A 16,997-nucleotide genomic window follows, 5' to 3' on the forward strand; every position below is an offset into this window, starting at 1 on the left:
CTGATCCAGAAAAGATGTGTGACTAGGTCGCGCACTGGTTTTGCTGCGGCGCCTGAGCAGGATCTCCTACATCCTTTCTGCAAATCATAGGATATAAGGACGGTAAACATGAGTAAACCACAAACAAAATCAGACGTTATATTAATCGGTGCCGGAATCATGAGCGCGACTTTAGGGTCGTTGCTGAAAGAATTAGCACCCGAATGGGACATTACGGTGCTTGAGCGGCGCGCAAAAGCCGGAGAGGAAAGCTCCAACGAATGGAATAATGCGGGAACAGGGCATTCTTCGCTATGCGAGCTTAACTATACCGTCGAAAAACCGGACGGATCCATAGATATCAGCAAAGCAATTAAGGTTAATGAAGAGTATCAGGTTTCAAGACAGTTTTGGTCTTATCTCGTAAACAGCAAACTTATACGCAATCCGCGGGACTTTATCGTGCCGATACCCCATATGAGTTTTGTTCAAGGGGATCAGGATGTAACGTTCTTGAGGAAACGTTATGAAGCGTTATCCCACAATCCTTTGTTTCATGGAATGGAATACTCGGAAGATCCGGATAAACTGCAAGAATGGATTCCGCTTATGATGAAAGACCGGATAATGAATAAACCTATAGCCGCAACAAGAATCGAATCCGGAACCGATGTTAACTTCGGTGCTTTAACTCGTATGTTGTTCACTCACTTAAAGAATAAAGACGTTGATATCAAATTCAATCAAAACGTCGATGACATTAAACGCAGTAACGATGGCTCGTGGGAACTGAAAGTACGGAACGTCGAAAGCGGCAACGTCGAACGACATACCGCGAAATTCGTCTTTATCGGCGGAGGCGGAGGAAGCCTCCATTTGCTGCAAAAATCCGGTATTCCTGAAGGTAAAGGGATTGGCGGCTTCCCGGTAAGCGGATTATTCATGGTCTGTAAGAATCCGGAGATTGTAGCGAAGCATCAAGCCAAAGTATACGGACAAGCTTCGGTAGGCGCTCCTCCAATGTCCGTTCCGCATCTTGACACTAGATTTATCGACAAGAAGGAATCGTTGTTCTTCGGACCGTTCGCCGGCTTCACGCCTAAGTTCTTAAAATACGGTTCGATGTTTGATTTGATAACTTCCGTCAAGCCGCATAATCTGGTAACGATGATGGCTGCCGGCGTAAAAAACGTTTCGTTGACGACTTACCTGATCAAGCAAGTCATGTTATCGAAAGAGAAGCGGATGGAGGCGTTACGGGAATTTGTCCCGAACGCCAGAAGCGAAGATTGGGAATTGGTGGTAGCGGGCCAACGCGTGCAAATTATCAAAGATACCGCCGCGGGCAAAGGAACGCTCCAGTTCGGCACGGAAGTGATTAGTGCCGCCGATGGCTCGATAGCCGCATTGCTCGGCGCTTCTCCAGGTGCTTCTACCGCCGTTTCGGTCATGCTCGAGGTAATGAAAAAGTGCTTCCCGCAGCATATCAAAGCATGGGAGCCGAAAATTAAAGAGATGATTCCTTCTTATGGCGTGTCTCTATTGAACAATCCCGAGATTATCCGCGATAATCAAGCTTCGACGGCGCAGTCGCTTGGTTTAAGCGAGAAATCGCCTGTAAAGGTTGCGCGACGCACAGTATCGTAAATAATAGATAAACAAAAAACACAGGATGAGATCCTGTGTTTTTTTCGTATGAACAATTAAATTCGGCAAACTTCCTTCGGACAGCTAGGACATGCGGGACAATGGCACATTTGCCTCAATGCTCTAAGATTTAATATGATGATTCGGCATTTGACGATATCGATCGTTCCTTCATCCTTTAACCCGTTCAACATGCGGTTGACGCTTTCCCGAGTCGTTCCGATGAAATCGGCAAGCTCTGCGTTCGTGAGCTTCAGGCTGATTCGGATCCCATCCGAACAGGCAATGCCATACGAGTTCGCCAATCGAATAAGCGTAGAAGCCAGTGCTCCCGGCTTGCCGAAGAGCAGCAGATCGCGAAATTTCGATTCGGTCACCCGATGCATGAGCGCGGTCCAGTTGAGGAAACGAACGGCAAAATCTCCATGACGGTAGAGAAGAATCTCGAGGTCTTTCCATTGAATGACGCCAAGCTCCGCATTCTCGATGACTTCAGCGCTAAAGCTGTGTACCCCGCGCATTCCATCCTCCGGCTCGCAAAGCATGTCGCCAGGCTGCAAGATCGAAAGAATGAAATCTTTACCCTCTTCGGTTGATTTTCTGAGCTTCACTTTGCCGGAACGAATATAATACAGCTTTCCTGTCGGTTCGCCTTCCCAGAATAAATAACTGCCGGCTTCCGCGCTCTTTGGATACATGAGCTCTTGAATACGTATGAATTGCTCCTCCGAGAAGAAGTTCTCGATTCCAAGCGGATTTTCTTTCCGTACAGTCCCCAAGCCCGATTTATTCAAGACGGCTTCGCTCATCTTCATGTCCGTCAGCTCCTGTTCCTTGATAAATTCATCATATCTCCTACGGCGAATAATTGTTATCGGGGAAAGTTCTGATTATATAAGGGGGAATCCCCCTAAATTGCTGTGAGCAATATCACTACATTGATGCGAATATTATTACGGACAAAAAGAAATCAGGGGTTTTCCCTATCGATAATTCAGGGAGTTCCCTGAATTACATCGTGTAGCCGATACATTACACTTAGATACATATGGGGCTATAGAGGAGAGGGAGTAACGGCATGGATAGTTGGGAAACAACCTTCATGGAGGACTTGAACCAACTTCGAGTCTCGATAAACAGCGATTTCTGCGCATTAGCTTTATTGGATGCGGACGGATTTACGCTTAGATGGAAGTTGGCGTCGGGAAACGAAAACGAAAGGTATCGCAGTATGAAATTTCAGCCCGGGAGAGGTTTGTCGGATACGGTAGTCAAAGTAGGGCGGGCTGTATCGCTGAATCTTGCCGAAATCATCTTTACTCGTAAACTGCATGAATATCCGATTATGCTCGCCGAGAGTTTGCGTTCCGCCTATGCCGTTCCTCTGCATGATGGAATCCAGGTAATAGGCGTGTTACTCATAGGCGATCGGAAAAAGCGCTTGTACCGTCCAGAAGAAAAAAAGGCAGCGGAGCATGCCGGCGAACGTATTTCTAAGCTCGTTTCTCGGCATTCACTTGATCGTCTTCCCCCTAATTAAATATGGTAAGCTAGTCATGACACATTATAAATATCGGGAGGAGAAATCGAATGCTTCGTATATTAGTCGTAGATGATCACGCTGTCGTTCGCTCCGGACTCATGTTATTACTAGATGGCAAACACGGCATGCATGTGGTCGGAGAAGCAGCGGATGGCGATGAAGCGGTGCAGAAATCCATCGAGCTGAAGCCGGATGTCGTTCTTATGGATCTTAGCATGCCCCACGGTAAGAGCGGACTGACCGCGACGGCCGAGTTAAAGAAGGCGCTGCCTGACACGTCCGTCTTAATCCTGACGATGCACGATGACGAGGAGTATTTGTTCCGAGCCATTCACGCCGGAGCTTCCGGATATATATTGAAGAGCGCTCCGCATGACGAGCTTCTGAAAGCCATTGTTCACATTGGATCGGGTAATGCTTATTTGTACCCGTCCGCAACCAAACGACTGATAAGCGACTATTTAGATAAAATAAAAAACGGAGAGCATGCAGACACTTATGATTCTCTATCTATCAGAGAGAAGGATGTGTTGGCGAAGGTTGCTCAAGGTTATTCCAATAAGGAGATCGCAGAGCAGCTCTTCATTAGCGTTAAGACGGTAGAATCCCATAAGAGCAATCTAATGGAAAAGCTAGATTTGAAGACCCGGCCCGATCTCGTCAAATTCGCAATGAAGAAAGGACTGCTGAATTTTGAGTGAACGCCATCACGGGGAACACTATCCGTCCGAGAACATCGCGGTAAACGTAGGTTCACTTCTCGAACGGTTGGACGGGAATATTGATGATCCGGAATTGAGAGCGCTTCTGAAGCGATCTCTTAAGCAGCTTGCCGATGTCAAATTCGCATTGGACGAAGCGTCCATCGTTGCCGTAACGGATAGCAAAGGCATGATTCAATACGTGAACGATAAGTTTTGCGAGATTTCAGGTTATTCACGAGAAGAATTACTCGGTCATGATCATCGCCTTGTTAATTCCGGCTATCATGGAAAGTTGTTTATTCGTGAACTATGGGTAACGATTTCTTCCGGGCGAGTATGGCGGGGAGAGATTAAGAACCGTGCCAAGAGCGGCAGGGAGTATTGGGTCAATACGACGATCGTTCCGTTCGTCGATGAAGAGGGTCATCCTTATCAGTATCTTGCCGTTCGCCATGAAGTAACGAAATTGAAGGAAACCGAAGAAGAACTCCAGTCTATGATGGCCAAGTTGATGCAGATCCAGGAGGAGGAACGTCGTCGTTTCTCGCGGGATCTACATGATGGGATCGGTCAGAGCCTGTTTGCCTTGAAGATATCCTTAGAACGTATAATCCAAGGCGGCGGAGACACTAGGCTTGAGGCATTTGGCCGAGAACTCTCTCAATTGATGACGGAGGTCCGCGAGCTAGCCTGGGAGCTTCGTCCGTCCGTGCTCGACGATTTAGGCATTGTGCCTGCGCTTAGAACTTATTTCGATAATTTCGAACGTCATTATGGCATTCGTATTCGCTTCGACTGTAACTTAATGAAACGGCTTCATCTTCTTGCGGAAACGACGATTTACCGCGTTGTTCAAGAAGCGCTGACTAATATCGGTAAATACGCAAGAGTGTCCGAGGCATCTGTAAAGCTTAGAGATCTGGATACGAAAGTCGAGGCTGTTATAGAAGATCAAGGTATAGGATTCATACGCAAGGAAACGAGGCATGGGGTTGGCTTGTTCAGTATGGAAGAACGCGCTAGAACGGTTTCCGGAGAACTTCATATTCATTCGGAGCCGGGAATGGGCACTACCGTCAAGCTAATCGTGCCGGTTGAATCGTCGGATAAGATTTGATATTCGTATAACAACCTAATAGCTATTTCTAATAAGCCGTTTCGGATCATTACGATCCTGAGCGGCTTATATTTATGTTGCTTGCTGATGTACTTCTTCGGTCGATGCGATTATTTACTTCAGGTGTGATGAACGTCACATTCAAAACTCGGGAACTATCGCATACTGAGGCTGTAGATGAAATCAGTAACGCAATCAGGAAGGGTGATCATTATTATGGCTATGAAATGGTTCAAAGAAAACGCGTGGGCTGCCGTCGCGATAACCTTGCTAAGAATTTACGTAGGCTGGGAATGGATGCACCATGGGTGGGAGAAGCTGACGGGGGGATTCGACGCAACGGGCTTTCTGAACAACGCGGTGGGCAAGCCAGTCGCTGATAAAGCGACGCAAGAAGTATTGTTTCCTAATTTCACCTACTTTCTTGAGCATTTTGCATTGCCGAACGTGAAGCTCATTAACTTCCTTATCCCGCTAGGCGAATTTCTGATCGGGGTTGGACTTATTGTCGGAGGATTGACGTTGACAGCCGCTTTCTTCGGTATGATGCTCAACTTCATGTTCCTCTTCGCGGGAACCGTAAGCACTAACCCGTGGTTGCTCTTGCTGTTGGTCATAATCTTCACCGCCGGGGTTAATGCCGGACGTTTCGGGATCGACGCTTACCTGCTGCCGTTGCTTCGCAAAGGATGGACAAAGGCGATAGGGAAATACGGGAAAACAAAAGACGATGCACACGGTAACCCCGTACCCCGCTAACCTAGTGTAAGGGAGGGGATCTCAAGGATGCGCTCGCTAATCTAAGCCGTTTTTTAACCTCCTAGTTCCTCCTATTCGAATAATAACCGATTATTTTGCGGGTGCGGTCCTCTAGGCGGCAGCCATGCAGCCTAATATCTCGCGCGGAATCCATTCGTATGGACGGTGGGTTGAGATATGCCGATGATATCCGCCAAGGTTGTACAACGTTTGATGAAGTGTCGCACGGATTCCTGCCAATCGGTAGTTCCGATTATCCGAGACTTGCTGCATTCCTTGGACATATCAGATGGTCGGGCATTAAGGCGGATAATTGGACGAAGGAAGCCGAAATCGGCGATTTTGATTACACCATGCCGGTCGAACGATAAACCCTAACCGATTTCACGGTCGGGGTTTCAACGTTGGAACGATACATGAGGGATACTTGGCAAATGTTCGGCCGTATGCGATTATGAAAGCATATTGGGTCAGGGGAGGGTTCCGTGTGATAAAATGCGCCGTGCTGGACGATTACCAGCAGGTCGCCCTGTCGATGGCGGACTGGTCGGCTGTTACGGATCGTGTAGTGGTTAACGTGTTTCATACTCATTTCGATAACGAGGATTTATTGGCCGCTGCGATCGAGGATTGCGAGATTGTCGTTATCATGCGAGAACGGACGCCATTCCGAAGAACGCTCTTTCAAAGACTACCCCGATTGAAGCTGCTCATTACGACGGGAATGCGCAACGCTTCAATCGACTTGCCAGCCGCAACTGAACATGGCGTCGTCGTATGCGGTACGCGAGGAGGCGGCGAAGGAACAACCGAGCTGACGTGGGCTCTTATATTGGGACTAGCGAGAAAACTCGTGCAGGAGAACGAAGCGTTGCGAACCGGCGGACACTGGCAGAGTACGATCGGCGTCGATTTGAAAGGCAAGCGTCTTGGGTTGCTTGGTCTTGGCCATATCGGAAGCAACGTCGCGCAGATCGGACAGGCATTCGGCATGGAGGTTGCGGCATGGAGCCACAATCTGACCGCGGACAAAGCGGCCGCGGCAGGCGTGTATCTGGCAACGTCGAAGGAAGAGCTGCTGGAAAGCAGCGATATTGTCTCGATTCACCTCGTGCTCGGAGATCGCACGAGAGGACTGCTTAGCGCCAGAGAACTCGGGCTCATGAAGCCGACCGCCTACCTGATCAACACCTCCCGCGCTCCTATCGTCGATCGGGATGCACTCATTGCGTCTCTTCGCGGCGGTAGGATTGCCGGAGCGGGGCTGGATGTTTACGAGACGGAGCCGCTTCCGGCGGACGACCCGCTCCGGTCGCTGCCCAATGTGCTGGCCACGCCGCACATTGGGTATGTCACCGAGGCGGCTTACCGTAGCTTTTTCCGCGGCATCGTAGAGGATATTGATGCGTTCTTGAACGGATCGCCAGTGAATGTGATCGGATAGTTTGTAGACTTATTGACCATCTTGAACAAATTGTTCGATTCTGGATTTAACGGCGTCCCTTACGGCACGGAAGTGATCCATGATCTCTTCTTCCGTGCCTGTTGCTTTGGCAGGATCATCAAATCCCCAATGCCACTTGATTACGTTAGGATTTGAAATCACGGGGCAATGCTCGTCGGCATGTCCGCATGATTAGGCAACGAGTTTTAGCCAGAAGTAGAGACTCGTTAACGTGACGAATAAGACAGGTACGGTAATGAGGATGCCGACCTTGAAGTAGTAGCCCCAGGTTATTTTGATTCCTTTAGACGAAAGGACATGTAGCCACAACAAGGTAGCCAACGAGCCGATCGGCGTGATTTTAGGTCCTAGATCGGATCCGATTACATTGGCATAAATGAACGATTCACGTATGATACCGGTTGTATCCGTATCTTGTATAGCTAGCGCATTGATCATGACCGTAGGCAAATTGTTCATGATAGAGGAGAGGATAGCGGCAATAAAACCCGAACCTATCGTAGCGACGAATAGTCCTTGATCCCCGATCCACTCGAAGACTCTACCCAATTCATTCGTAAGCCCTACATTTCGCAGACCGTAGACGACGACATACATTCCGATGGAGAACACGACGACAGCCCAAGGCGCGCCTTTCACAAGGTTCCAAGTTTGAACTTCTTTACTCTGTCGAGAGAGCAGTAAGAGGAGTGCGGCAGCAACCCCCGCAATGATAGATACAGGGACGTTTATGAATTCGCTCATTAAGTAAGCAATCAGCAATATGGCCAGGATGATCCAAGAGACTCTGAATAACCGAACATCTTTGATTGATTCGCTCGGCTTTTTCAGTTGGGCGAGGTCGTAATTTTTAGGAATGCTTTTACGGAACATTAGATACAGAACGAGCAGGCTTGACGCAATGGAAAACAAAGTCGGCACAACCATTCGACCTGCGTATTCGGCGAATCCGATTCCAAAGAAATCCGAGGATACGATGTTGACCAGATTGCTTATTACGAGGGGTAACGAAGCCGTATCGGAAATAAAGCCGCTTGCCATGATAAAAGGCAATATCATTCGCATATCGAATTTAAGGGCTCGTACCATAGATAAGACGATAGGCGTCAATATTAAGGCGGCCCCGTCGTTTGCGAAGAATGCGGCAACCGCCGCGCCAAGAAGAATGACATAGACGAACATAAGCTTACCATTGCCTTTAGCGAACCTAGCCATGTGAAGAGCGGCCCATTCAAAGAACCCGATCTCATCCAGAATTAATGAAATTAGGATAATGGCCACAAAGGTAAGAGTTGCGTTCCAAACGATTTGCGTTACGTCCCAGACATCGCCGAAATTAACGACTCCCGATAGTAAAGCGATAATCGCTCCGGCGCTCGCGGACCAACCGATATTCAGACCTTTGGGCTGCCAAATAACAAAAACAAGAGTAACTAAAAAGATGAGGGAAGCGATCGTTAGCATAAATCCTCCGGGTTCAGTCGCAACTTTGAGCGCTGATGGTATCGATTCTGTCTTTCATGGATGGAAGCTGGGCGAGGATTACGTTCAAATAAGGTTTATGTGCTTTGCTCTTCGTATTATAAGGAAGTCCCGATTCATTAGTAAACAATAAATTAGCGAATAATGATTAATACGGTGAACTATATCTCGTAATGCGAGCAGCAATGAAAAAGCCATCTACGACGCCGGGAACATAGGCGTTATTCATGGCTTTTACTCTTGAGAGGTGAATAGGGGATTATTGCCGCGATTCCACGTTGGATAGCTCCGCGCATTCCCGAAAGGCGAAATGTTTGCAGCCCAAGCATTTGTTATAGTCTAGTCGGGTTAATGCATAGTCGATGGCTTCGCCGGTACGGCCGAAGAAATGTTCCGCTCCAATCCGATCGAAAAGGCCGGTTTTCTTCAAAACCTCCAGCGGTTGCGACTTGATTCCGGAAATAATCACGACACCGCCTAGCTTCTTGAAGTGGTTGACCAAGCTGGATAAGTAGGACTCGCCGGTTGTATCCATAAAGGGGACTTTCCCCAGCCGAAGCAGCAGAATTTTGGATCGAAAGTGAATCATATCCATGATCGTCTTCTCGAACATGTTGGCAGCGCCGAAGAAAAGAGGACCTTCGATGGTGTATATGCTAAGCTGCGGGCAATCATGGCTTTCTGCCACCATATGGGCTTTCACTTTTTCCGAGGCGGGATCGGGCAGCACTTTTGCCACCGTTAACATTTCGCTCATTCGTTTCACAAACAGCAACACGGCTAGAATTAAACCGATTTCAACGGCGGTAGTCAAGTTAGTTAATACCGTTAACAAAAAGGTGATCGACAGCACAAGGGAGTCACTTGTTTTGGTTTTCAGAACATGGGCGAATTGCTTGCGTTCACTCATATTCCACGCGACGAGCATGAGGATAGGAGCCATGCTGGCCAACGGAATTTCGGAAGCGTACGGCGCAAAAAAAATGAGAACCAAGAATACCACAATGCCGTGAATGATGCCGGAGAGCGGCGATACGGCGCCATTCTTAATATTGGTTGCCGTTCGTGCTATGGCTCCAGTCGCCGGAATGCCCCCGAAGAGGGGAGTCACGATATTGGCGATCCCTTGTCCGATTAATTCGCGATTACTGTTATGTCGTTTGCCCGTCATTCCGTCGGCGACAACCGCCGATAACAGCGATTCAATTCCGCCTAACATGGCAATGATGAACGCTGGTTGAAGCAAGGTCGAGATCCGTTGCCATGTGATGTCAGGGATTTGAAAGTGAGGCAGCGCACTTGGGATGGCTCCGAACGAGGACCCGATGGTGGCGACTTGCCCTTTAAAAAAGAGCGTTGCGGCAACCGTCGAAACGACAAGCCCGATTAAAGAACCCGGGACTCTCGGCAGGAACTTCGGCGTCAGCAAGATAACGGCGAAACAAATCAAAGCCGTGATCACGCTGAAGAGATTGACGGTATCCAAATGGACAAGGATTTCTTTCATATTGGATAGGAAGTCCTCATGCTTCTCGATTTGCGTCAGACCCAAAAAATTCGAGATTTGACCGCTGAAAATAATGACGGCGATTCCGGCCGTAAACCCGATGGTCACCGGACGAGGGATAAATTTGATTAAGGCTCCTAGTTTCAACACGCCCATAATAATCAACATAAGACCGGCCAACATTCCGGCAATCAACAAATTTTCATAACCATACTGCATAACAATCGCAAACAGGATCGGAATGAATGCACCGGTCGGACCGCCGATTTGATATCTTGAACCGCCGAAGACGGAGATCGCAATCCCGGCTACTATAGTCGTGTAGATTCCATATTCCGGTTTGACGCCCGAAGCAATAGCGAACGCCATTCCGAGCGGAATCGCGATAATGCCGACAATCAGACCCGAGATCAGGTCTTTACGTAGAGACGCGGGAGTAACGGCTTCAAACCGCCCTGACCATTTCATTCAAAAACCTTCTTTTATATATATTTGATTATTTGAATATATAGCGAATAATACTCCCGCAAAGAACCATTGTCAATCGGTTCGTGACTCCAATGGAACAAAAAAACAAGGGTTTCCGGTTGACGCAACGGATCGCCTTGTTTTGTTTATTGTTCCTTTCGCATTCCTTCAAGCAATGAGATGGCATCGACCAGGTGATTGTCGAAAATTTGCTTGGCCACCGCTAATAAATCTTTAATCAATGGGTCGCGCAAAGAATATACCACCGTTGTTCCTTCTTTTAAGCCGTACACCACATTTTTATTGCGCAACACCGACAATTGTTGGGAAACGGCTGAGCCTTCCGAACCCAATATGCTTTGCAGCTCGTTTACATTTTTATCGCCTTCGCTCAATACTTCCAGAATACGAATCCGCAAGGGATGTGCCAGCGCCTTGAAAAAATCAGCCTTGAACAGCTGAATATTGTGATACTGGTGCATACGGTTGTTCTCCTTAACCTCTAAACTTTTGAATATACGAATATATTACCACATTTATTCGATTGTCGAAATTGTGCTCAGTTTGCAATCCTTTAAGCAGGAAAAGCGATTAAGAAAAAATAAATAATTACTATTATTTGTTATAATGAAGAAGATTATTGAATTCACTACAAGCCCGAAACTTTTTGTAGAGGAGTCCAACAAATGAGAAAAATCATTTTGTACATGCAAATATCTCTCGACGGCGTTGTTTCGGATGTTGACGAGTGGATGACTTTAAGCGATGAAATCGTAGAAGATTCATACAACGCCTATAAGGATATAGATACCATCGTCGTGGGAAGCAACACTTACCCCTCGATGGCCGAATATTGGCAACACGCTGAAAGAGCATCGGATTCCGATCTCGAGAGGGCGGTTGCCAAGAAAATAAACGAGATGGAGAAAATCGTCATCTCTCGTTCAACCATCCATCATTTGGAATGGAACAATACTCGTCCATTGTTAATGACGGATAGCGAAGCTTTTGTCCGTGAAATCGAAATTCTCAAAGTCGGCGATGGTAAAAACATTTCCGTCGAAAGCGGAGTGAAAACGTGGCAGTTATTTATACATAACTCTCTTTTCGATGAAATATGGTTAATGGTTCATCCCGTGGTCGCCGCAAATGGCGATCGGTTGTTCGAGGACGTCGAAACGAAGTTAGCCCTTCAATTGATTAAAAGTAAAACTTACAAAAACGGCGTCATTGGTTTGCATTATCAAAAGAATATCTAATGATTTCTACCTGCGTAAATCGTAGGTTTTTCTTTTATCATTTTCATGGATAGGAGCCGATGATGAAAAATTGGAAAACAGCTTTGCTTTTAATATCGGGAATCGGATTTTCAAACTTGGGGAATTGGATTTATTTCGTAGCCATTAATATCAAGATACTCGATCTTACGGGATCCGCGGCGGCTGTTGCTGGTTTGTTCGTGATTAAGCCTATCGCCCAATTATTTACGAATCTTTGGTCAGGTAGTATTATAGATCGAATTAATGTAAGAAAATTGATGATATTCGTTGACATAGTACGAGGATGTCTCGTTTTTATTATTCCGTTTCTTTCTTCGCTATGGGTGATTTACGTTATGATTTTCATGATTAGCCTATTCGGTTCGTTTTTCGGTCCAAGTTCATCTGTTTATATGACTAAGATTGTGCCTACCGAGGACCGTCAAAGGTTTAACTCGATGATGAGTATGGTAAATTCAGGCGCCTTCCTACTTGGACCTGCGATATCCGGATTGTTAATCATGACGGTAGATGCGGATTTTTGTATTATTTTTAATGCAATAAGTTTTATTGTCTGCGCTTTAATCATCTTTATGTTACCCAACGTAGACAGGAACCCGGAATCGGTTAAACCAATGACTAAGAAGCTTCTTATCGAGGATTGGCAAGTCATAGGAAAGTTCATTACTACGGCAAAATACTTTTTTATCATTTACGTACTGTTTCAACTTGCTATGTTGATCGGCTATTCAGTCGATTCCCAGGAAGCAACTTTTATCCGATTACATTTACGATTGTCGGTAAGTGATTACGGAATGATTATTAGTCTAACAGGCGTTGGGGCATTAGTAGGATCATCCATTGCTGCAATGATGGCTAAGAAAATATCTTATCGCTGGTATATGAGTGCCGGCACGGTACTTTCAACTCTGTTTTATATTACTTTTTATGCTTCGTTTAATTTTATTACCGCTGCTGTTTCATTTGTGTTGTTAGGGTTTTTTATGTCTTTTGCCGGTGCAGGATATACCACGTTCGTTCAAAACCATGTACCCGTTTCCATTATGGGTAGGTTTGCAAGTTTAGCCGAAGTATCGCAGGGACTTGTTCAAATCGTGTTGACTCTTATTATCGGATTTATTTCGGAGTTCATTTCATTGCAATTCGTGTGCCTTGCGGTATGTGGTTTAGCGTTGATCTTGGGAATAGTACTAATAATAAAAGTTCAATTTTCTCCGCCGTCCGATGCTTCATTGGCAATTAAGCGGTAAAAGCGGACGGGAACTGCAAGAGGAGGTCATTATAGATGAAGTCGCAACACTCTGACCGAGTTAAAATCCCGCAAGGATTCTGGTCAGGATTACGTCAATTAGGGATAGCCGCCCACGACGTAGCTCGCAAAGCACATCTGCCGCTCACCGTTATAACTGAACCAGTAGTCACCACCGACCAATATTTCGCGATCTGGCAGGCTTATTCCGAACTGATTGGCGACACTGGCCAAGGATTCATCAAGCTTGCGACCGCTTTTGAAACCGCGCAGTACCCGCCGTCCGCATTAGCGACTTTCCACGCGCGCGACTACCGCGAAGCTCTAAACCGAATGGTTCGGTACAAACAACTGTGTCCTCCCGAAAGCTTAAGCATCTCCGAGGAAGGCGAGAACTGTACCATTGAACTGGAGTGGCTGCATTCCGAACAATCCGGACCACCGGTATTGGTCGGTATTACTCTGGCCTATCTTTTGGAGCTTGGGCGCCGAGGCACAGGTCAGCCTTTGACGGCGCGGTTCGTCGAATTTGCATGCCCGATGGGGGACGTGTCGGCCCTCGAAGCTTACTTCGGTTGCAATGTCAGGATCGGTTCGACTTGTAACCGCTTGACGCTCCATCGAAGCGATCTGGACCGCCCCTTTGTCTCTTACAACGAAGAGTTGCTGGAGATCTTGACTCCCGTACTGGACCGTACGTTGGATGAGCAGCAGCGCGACCGCTCGATTACGGAGACGGTCAAATGGATTATTAAACTTAGCCTTACGGGAGGGATCCCCGATATTCAGGCTGTCGCTAGAGAATTGGGTATGAGCGATCGCACCTTGCAGCGCCGGCTTACCGACGAAAACACGAGTTTCAAGCGACTGTTGACGCAAGCCAGACATGAGCAAGCACGAGAGTACTTGGCAGATCCCACGCTCGATATTAAAGAAGTGGCTTTTTTGATCGGTTATGAAGACCAGAATTCGTTCTACCGCGCTTTCCGCCGTTGGGAAGGCGTTACTCCTTCGAATTGGCGTTCCGTACATGAGCATTTGGCGCGTTGAACAAGAACGTTGGCGCGGCATGCTAGTTACCGGACCTTCCGGACAAGGTATTATTATTACTACCCGGAGCACGAGAATAAGGAGAAATTCATGATGGATATGGGATTAAACAACAAGACGGCATTAGTTACGGGATCCACGAAAGGCATAGGTAAAGCTATTGCCATTGAGCTTGCCAAGGAAGGCGTTAATGTACTCATCAACGGACGGAACTATGAAGAGGTAGAACGAACCGTAAATGAAATGAAGTCGGCTTTCCCGGCAACCACTCCCCATAACGCTACCGCCGACATCGCGGAAGCAAGGCAGAGAGAAGCTTTATTCGAAAAATACCCCCATATCGATATCTTAGTTAACAGTATGGGGATTTACGAAATAATGAAATATGAAGACGTCGAAGATGAAATATGGGAAAAATATTTCCGTACTAACGTTCTTGCCGCAAATGGGTTATCTAAATATTATTTACCTAAAATGTTGAAAAGCGATTACGGCCGCATTATCTTTATTGCGAGCGAAGAAGCCATCATGCCTTCAGGTCAAATGCCTCAGTATGGCATGACAAAGTCAATGTTATTGTCGTTATCAAGAAGCTTATCAAAATTATCGGCTGGAACGGAAGTGACAGTCAATACGATCATGCCGGGACCAACGCTCTCCGAAAATGTACGGCAAATCATCGAGGGGAGATACCCTGATGAAAATATACCGTTTTCAGAAAAAGAGAAGGAATTTATGGCTTCAAATCTACCTCAATCGGAAATACAACGATTTATCAAGCCAATTGAAATAGGTAGGCTAGCTGCATTTGTATGTAGTCCGTATGCATCCGCTTTTAAAGGCTCTCCGATTCGAATGGATGGGGGAATGGTGCCTACTATCTTTTAACGGAAGAAACCGCCAAGTTCTAATAACCTGGCGGTTTCTTCTATTTACGAGAACGAATAAGAACCGAATTTCACGACGTTGCGTAAACTCGTCCAGATGTCTACGCTCTCGCCGCCCATATACCAGTAGCCGTAACCGGCTAAGGAATGAGCTTCGCCTAACATGGCTTTCCGGGACAGCGACCGACCATCCTCCAACCATAGCTTATTAAGCATAGCTTTATCGCTGTATTGCGCATAATATTGGCCAAGCGTATTATTCCAAGAAGTCGATAACCGTCGGTCGTTCACGGTTTGGTTCTGCTGGACAAGGCTCCAGTCCGCGGAAGTGGTTTTCCCCTCCGAGCTTATTGTCCAATTACGCGTATATAGCGGAAGCGCAAGAATGACTTTTCGAGCAGGCACTTGCTTGAGCAGTGTTTCTATGCCATGCCGAAGCCAAGGGAGAGAGGAAACCGACCCTGCTTCGGGAGCCCCGCCCCAGTGTTCGTCGTAGCCCATCAGTATGACGTAATCCGCGGTTTTCCCCAATTCGGAGTAGTCGAAAACCTCTGTCCAATCCATACCGAAATCAGGAGAAACGTTAACGGATAATACGGCTGGAATGGTCTTCATTTGTTGAGATAACTCCTTAATGAAGGTCGTAAACGAGTTGCGGTCTTGAGGGCCAATGTTCTCGAAATCGATGTTCAGTCCGTCAATGCCATACTTCCGGACGAGCTCAGTCAGCTTTAGAATAAAGGCTTGGCGTTGATCCGATTGGGATAACATCTGGTGGGAGATCTCTTGATCGGAATGATTACCGACCATCGCCCACACTTTCTTTCCGTTGTTATGCGCCCATTCGATCAGAGACGTGTCGGTATGATCTTCGACCGTACTTGTCTTCCCGAGGTAAAACCAGCGCGGAGAAACGGTGTTTACTTCGGACTGTGCGACCTGCTGCTCGAATTGCCGCGTCGTCTCCCCATATTGCCAACCGAGCTGGATTCGTTGAGGAGGAGTCGCGCGAATCTGTTCCGACCAACCTGGTCTTGTCCATGCCCGATACATCATGACGGTTGCTTCTTGTCTAGTAATGGAGTCTTCAGGGCGATAGCTTCCGCTATCACCTTCTATTATTCCGAGATGACTTAGTTGATAGACGGATGGAAGCGCCCATGAATGTATTTGATCTTGATCGACGTACTGGGAGTCGGCAGGAGGACTTACCGCAGGCTGCTTCAATGCCCGGGCCATTAGTACGGCTGCTTCCTCGCGCGTTACCGGGCGATTAGGTTCGAACAGAGCGTTCGATGTGCCTTGGGCGATGCCCAACTGAATCGCCGGTTGTACCCACTCGTAATACCAAGCCGTCTTCGGTACGTCGGAGAAAGAAGGGATCGCGCTAGATACGGGAGTCATCCCGAGCAAGCGATCCAGCAATGCAACGAGCTCGGCTCGCGTTATGGCTTTAGTGGGCTCGAAGGTACGACCACCGGTTCCGGAAATGAGGTTTATTTTCGATAGATTAACGATTGCTTCGGTAGCGAAGTTCTGGGTTATATCGTCGAATGGCAGACCGGCATCGGCTGCCGAAGAGCGATGCAAATGTAAGGTGAATGTAAAACATAAAATAAGGGCAACCATCGGCATCCCGATGGCATAGAAACGCTTCATTATATGCAACTCGCTTTCCGATTGTAATAGAGTAGAACTCACTCTATCGTAATCAATCGGCGCGTAAATACCCATCTTCAATTATTGGTAATAGAGGAGTCTATTTTAACAAAAAACGAAATCAGCGATAATATCCGCCGAATAACCGGATTGTATATTAATTGTGGGATCGTTCCCATACAGTCATCATGTCGCAACCAA

General features: G+C 47.1%; 16 protein-coding genes and 1 pseudogene. 11 read left to right on the forward strand and 6 right to left on the reverse strand.

Annotated elements, in window-relative coordinates:
* Window positions 1–108: 108 nt before the first annotated feature.
* A complete protein-coding gene (locus tag DFP95_RS14675; protein ID WP_115993387.1) occupies window positions 109–1,626 on the forward strand; it encodes a malate:quinone oxidoreductase in 1,518 nt (505 codons plus the stop codon).
* Window positions 1,627–1,682: 56 nt separating this feature from the next.
* Here the strand turns inward: DFP95_RS14675 and DFP95_RS14680 are convergent, their stop codons facing one another.
* Window positions 1,683–2,441, reverse strand: coding sequence for a Crp/Fnr family transcriptional regulator (locus DFP95_RS14680; RefSeq protein ID WP_245987668.1), 759 nt, complete (start codon window positions 2,439–2,441; stop codon window positions 1,683–1,685).
* A gap of 263 nt (window positions 2,442–2,704) precedes the next feature.
* Between DFP95_RS14680 and DFP95_RS14685 the strand changes: the two genes are divergently transcribed.
* The 6 genes from DFP95_RS14685 (at window position 2,705) to DFP95_RS14710 (ending at window position 7,193) form a co-directional block, all read left to right on the forward strand.
* Window positions 2,705–3,166 (forward strand): GAF domain-containing protein, encoded by a 462-nt coding sequence (locus tag DFP95_RS14685; RefSeq protein WP_115993388.1) that lies wholly within the window; start codon window positions 2,705–2,707, stop codon window positions 3,164–3,166.
* A 50-nt stretch (window positions 3,167–3,216) separates the two neighbouring features.
* The gene (locus DFP95_RS14690; protein WP_115993389.1) at window positions 3,217–3,870 is read left to right on the forward strand and encodes a response regulator transcription factor; all 654 of its coding nucleotides are present in this window, start codon (window positions 3,217–3,219) and stop codon (window positions 3,868–3,870) included.
* 34 nt (window positions 3,871–3,904) lie between these two features.
* Window positions 3,905–4,990 carry a PAS domain-containing sensor histidine kinase gene (locus tag DFP95_RS14695; protein ID WP_425453283.1) on the forward strand — a complete coding sequence of 362 codons (1,086 nt, stop codon included), beginning with the start codon at window positions 3,905–3,907 and terminating at the stop codon, window positions 4,988–4,990.
* A 216-nt stretch (window positions 4,991–5,206) separates the two neighbouring features.
* The gene (locus DFP95_RS14700; protein WP_115993391.1) at window positions 5,207–5,749 is read left to right on the forward strand and encodes a DoxX family protein; all 543 of its coding nucleotides are present in this window, start codon (window positions 5,207–5,209) and stop codon (window positions 5,747–5,749) included.
* 158 nt (window positions 5,750–5,907) lie between these two features.
* Window positions 5,908–6,120, forward strand: coding sequence for a hypothetical protein (locus tag DFP95_RS14705; protein ID WP_115993392.1), 213 nt, complete (start codon window positions 5,908–5,910; stop codon window positions 6,118–6,120).
* 116 nt (window positions 6,121–6,236) lie between these two features.
* Window positions 6,237–7,193: a D-2-hydroxyacid dehydrogenase family protein gene (locus tag DFP95_RS14710; protein WP_245987669.1), complete on the forward strand. Its 957-nt coding sequence runs from the start codon at window positions 6,237–6,239 to the stop codon at window positions 7,191–7,193.
* 9 nt (window positions 7,194–7,202) lie between these two features.
* Here the strand turns inward: DFP95_RS14710 and DFP95_RS14715 are convergent.
* From DFP95_RS14715 to DFP95_RS14730, 4 genes and pseudogenes are all read right to left on the reverse strand, one after another.
* A pseudogene (locus tag DFP95_RS14715) lies at window positions 7,203–7,382 on the reverse strand (low molecular weight phosphatase family protein); the annotation flags it as partial.
* Window positions 7,383–7,385: 3 nt separating this feature from the next.
* Complete coding sequence (locus tag DFP95_RS14720; RefSeq protein ID WP_115993393.1) at window positions 7,386–8,678, reverse strand: arsenic transporter; 1,293 nt, start codon at window positions 8,676–8,678, stop codon at window positions 7,386–7,388.
* 277 nt (window positions 8,679–8,955) lie between these two features.
* Window positions 8,956–10,671 (reverse strand): SulP family inorganic anion transporter, encoded by a 1,716-nt coding sequence (locus tag DFP95_RS14725; protein WP_115993394.1) that lies wholly within the window; start codon window positions 10,669–10,671, stop codon window positions 8,956–8,958.
* Window positions 10,672–10,817: 146 nt separating this feature from the next.
* Window positions 10,818–11,153 (reverse strand): ArsR/SmtB family transcription factor, encoded by a 336-nt coding sequence (locus DFP95_RS14730; protein WP_115993395.1) that lies wholly within the window; start codon window positions 11,151–11,153, stop codon window positions 10,818–10,820.
* Window positions 11,154–11,357: 204 nt separating this feature from the next.
* Here DFP95_RS14730 and DFP95_RS14735 point away from each other — a divergent pair, with 204 nt between their 5' ends.
* The 4 genes from DFP95_RS14735 to DFP95_RS14750 all read left to right on the forward strand — a co-directional run bounded on the left by DFP95_RS14735 (window position 11,358) and on the right by DFP95_RS14750 (window position 15,138).
* On the forward strand, window positions 11,358–11,930 hold the full coding sequence (locus DFP95_RS14735; protein WP_115993396.1) for a dihydrofolate reductase family protein: 573 nt from the start codon (window positions 11,358–11,360) through the stop codon (window positions 11,928–11,930).
* Between the two features lie 59 nt (window positions 11,931–11,989).
* The gene (locus tag DFP95_RS14740; protein WP_342768231.1) at window positions 11,990–13,201 is read left to right on the forward strand and encodes an MFS transporter; all 1,212 of its coding nucleotides are present in this window, start codon (window positions 11,990–11,992) and stop codon (window positions 13,199–13,201) included.
* A 35-nt stretch (window positions 13,202–13,236) separates the two neighbouring features.
* On the forward strand, window positions 13,237–14,250 hold the full coding sequence (locus DFP95_RS14745; protein ID WP_115993398.1) for a helix-turn-helix transcriptional regulator: 1,014 nt from the start codon (window positions 13,237–13,239) through the stop codon (window positions 14,248–14,250).
* A gap of 93 nt (window positions 14,251–14,343) precedes the next feature.
* Window positions 14,344–15,138, forward strand: a complete 795-nt coding sequence (locus DFP95_RS14750) for an SDR family NAD(P)-dependent oxidoreductase (protein ID WP_115993399.1) — start codon at window positions 14,344–14,346, stop codon at window positions 15,136–15,138.
* 44 nt (window positions 15,139–15,182) lie between these two features.
* Here DFP95_RS14750 and DFP95_RS14755 read toward each other — a convergent pair whose 3' ends face one another.
* Window positions 15,183–16,796: an S-layer homology domain-containing protein gene (locus tag DFP95_RS14755; protein WP_181907437.1), complete on the reverse strand. Its 1,614-nt coding sequence runs from the start codon at window positions 16,794–16,796 to the stop codon at window positions 15,183–15,185.
* Window positions 16,797–16,997 lie beyond the last annotated feature (201 nt).

Origin of the sequence: Cohnella lupini (genome assembly GCF_003386205.1) — a bacterium.
In the GTDB taxonomy this organism is placed as follows: Bacteria; Bacillota; Bacilli; order Paenibacillales; family Paenibacillaceae; genus Cohnella; species Cohnella lupini.

Bases quoted from the DNA above. Each gene is read 5' to 3' on its own strand.
- DFP95_RS14675 (WP_115993387.1), top strand. From the start codon at position 109: ATGAGTAAACCACAAACAAAATCAGACGTTATATTAATCGGTGCCGGA.
- DFP95_RS14680 (WP_245987668.1), bottom strand. From the start codon at position 2,441: ATGAAGATGAGCGAAGCCGTCTTGAATAAATCGGGCTTGGGGACTGTA.
- DFP95_RS14685 (WP_115993388.1), top strand. From the start codon at position 2,705: ATGGATAGTTGGGAAACAACCTTCATGGAGGACTTGAACCAACTTCGA.
- DFP95_RS14690 (WP_115993389.1), top strand. From the start codon at position 3,217: ATGCTTCGTATATTAGTCGTAGATGATCACGCTGTCGTTCGCTCCGGA.
- DFP95_RS14700 (WP_115993391.1), top strand. From the start codon at position 5,207: ATGGCTATGAAATGGTTCAAAGAAAACGCGTGGGCTGCCGTCGCGATA.
- DFP95_RS14705 (WP_115993392.1), top strand. From the start codon at position 5,908: ATGGACGGTGGGTTGAGATATGCCGATGATATCCGCCAAGGTTGTACA.
- DFP95_RS14720 (WP_115993393.1), bottom strand. From the start codon at position 8,678: ATGCTAACGATCGCTTCCCTCATCTTTTTAGTTACTCTTGTTTTTGTT.
- DFP95_RS14725 (WP_115993394.1), bottom strand. From the start codon at position 10,671: ATGAAATGGTCAGGGCGGTTTGAAGCCGTTACTCCCGCGTCTCTACGT.
- DFP95_RS14730 (WP_115993395.1), bottom strand. From the start codon at position 11,153: ATGCACCAGTATCACAATATTCAGCTGTTCAAGGCTGATTTTTTCAAG.
- DFP95_RS14735 (WP_115993396.1), top strand. From the start codon at position 11,358: ATGAGAAAAATCATTTTGTACATGCAAATATCTCTCGACGGCGTTGTT.
- DFP95_RS14740 (WP_342768231.1), top strand. From the start codon at position 11,990: ATGATGAAAAATTGGAAAACAGCTTTGCTTTTAATATCGGGAATCGGA.
- DFP95_RS14745 (WP_115993398.1), top strand. From the start codon at position 13,237: ATGAAGTCGCAACACTCTGACCGAGTTAAAATCCCGCAAGGATTCTGG.
- DFP95_RS14750 (WP_115993399.1), top strand. From the start codon at position 14,344: ATGGATATGGGATTAAACAACAAGACGGCATTAGTTACGGGATCCACG.
- DFP95_RS14755 (WP_181907437.1), bottom strand. From the start codon at position 16,796: ATGAAGCGTTTCTATGCCATCGGGATGCCGATGGTTGCCCTTATTTTA.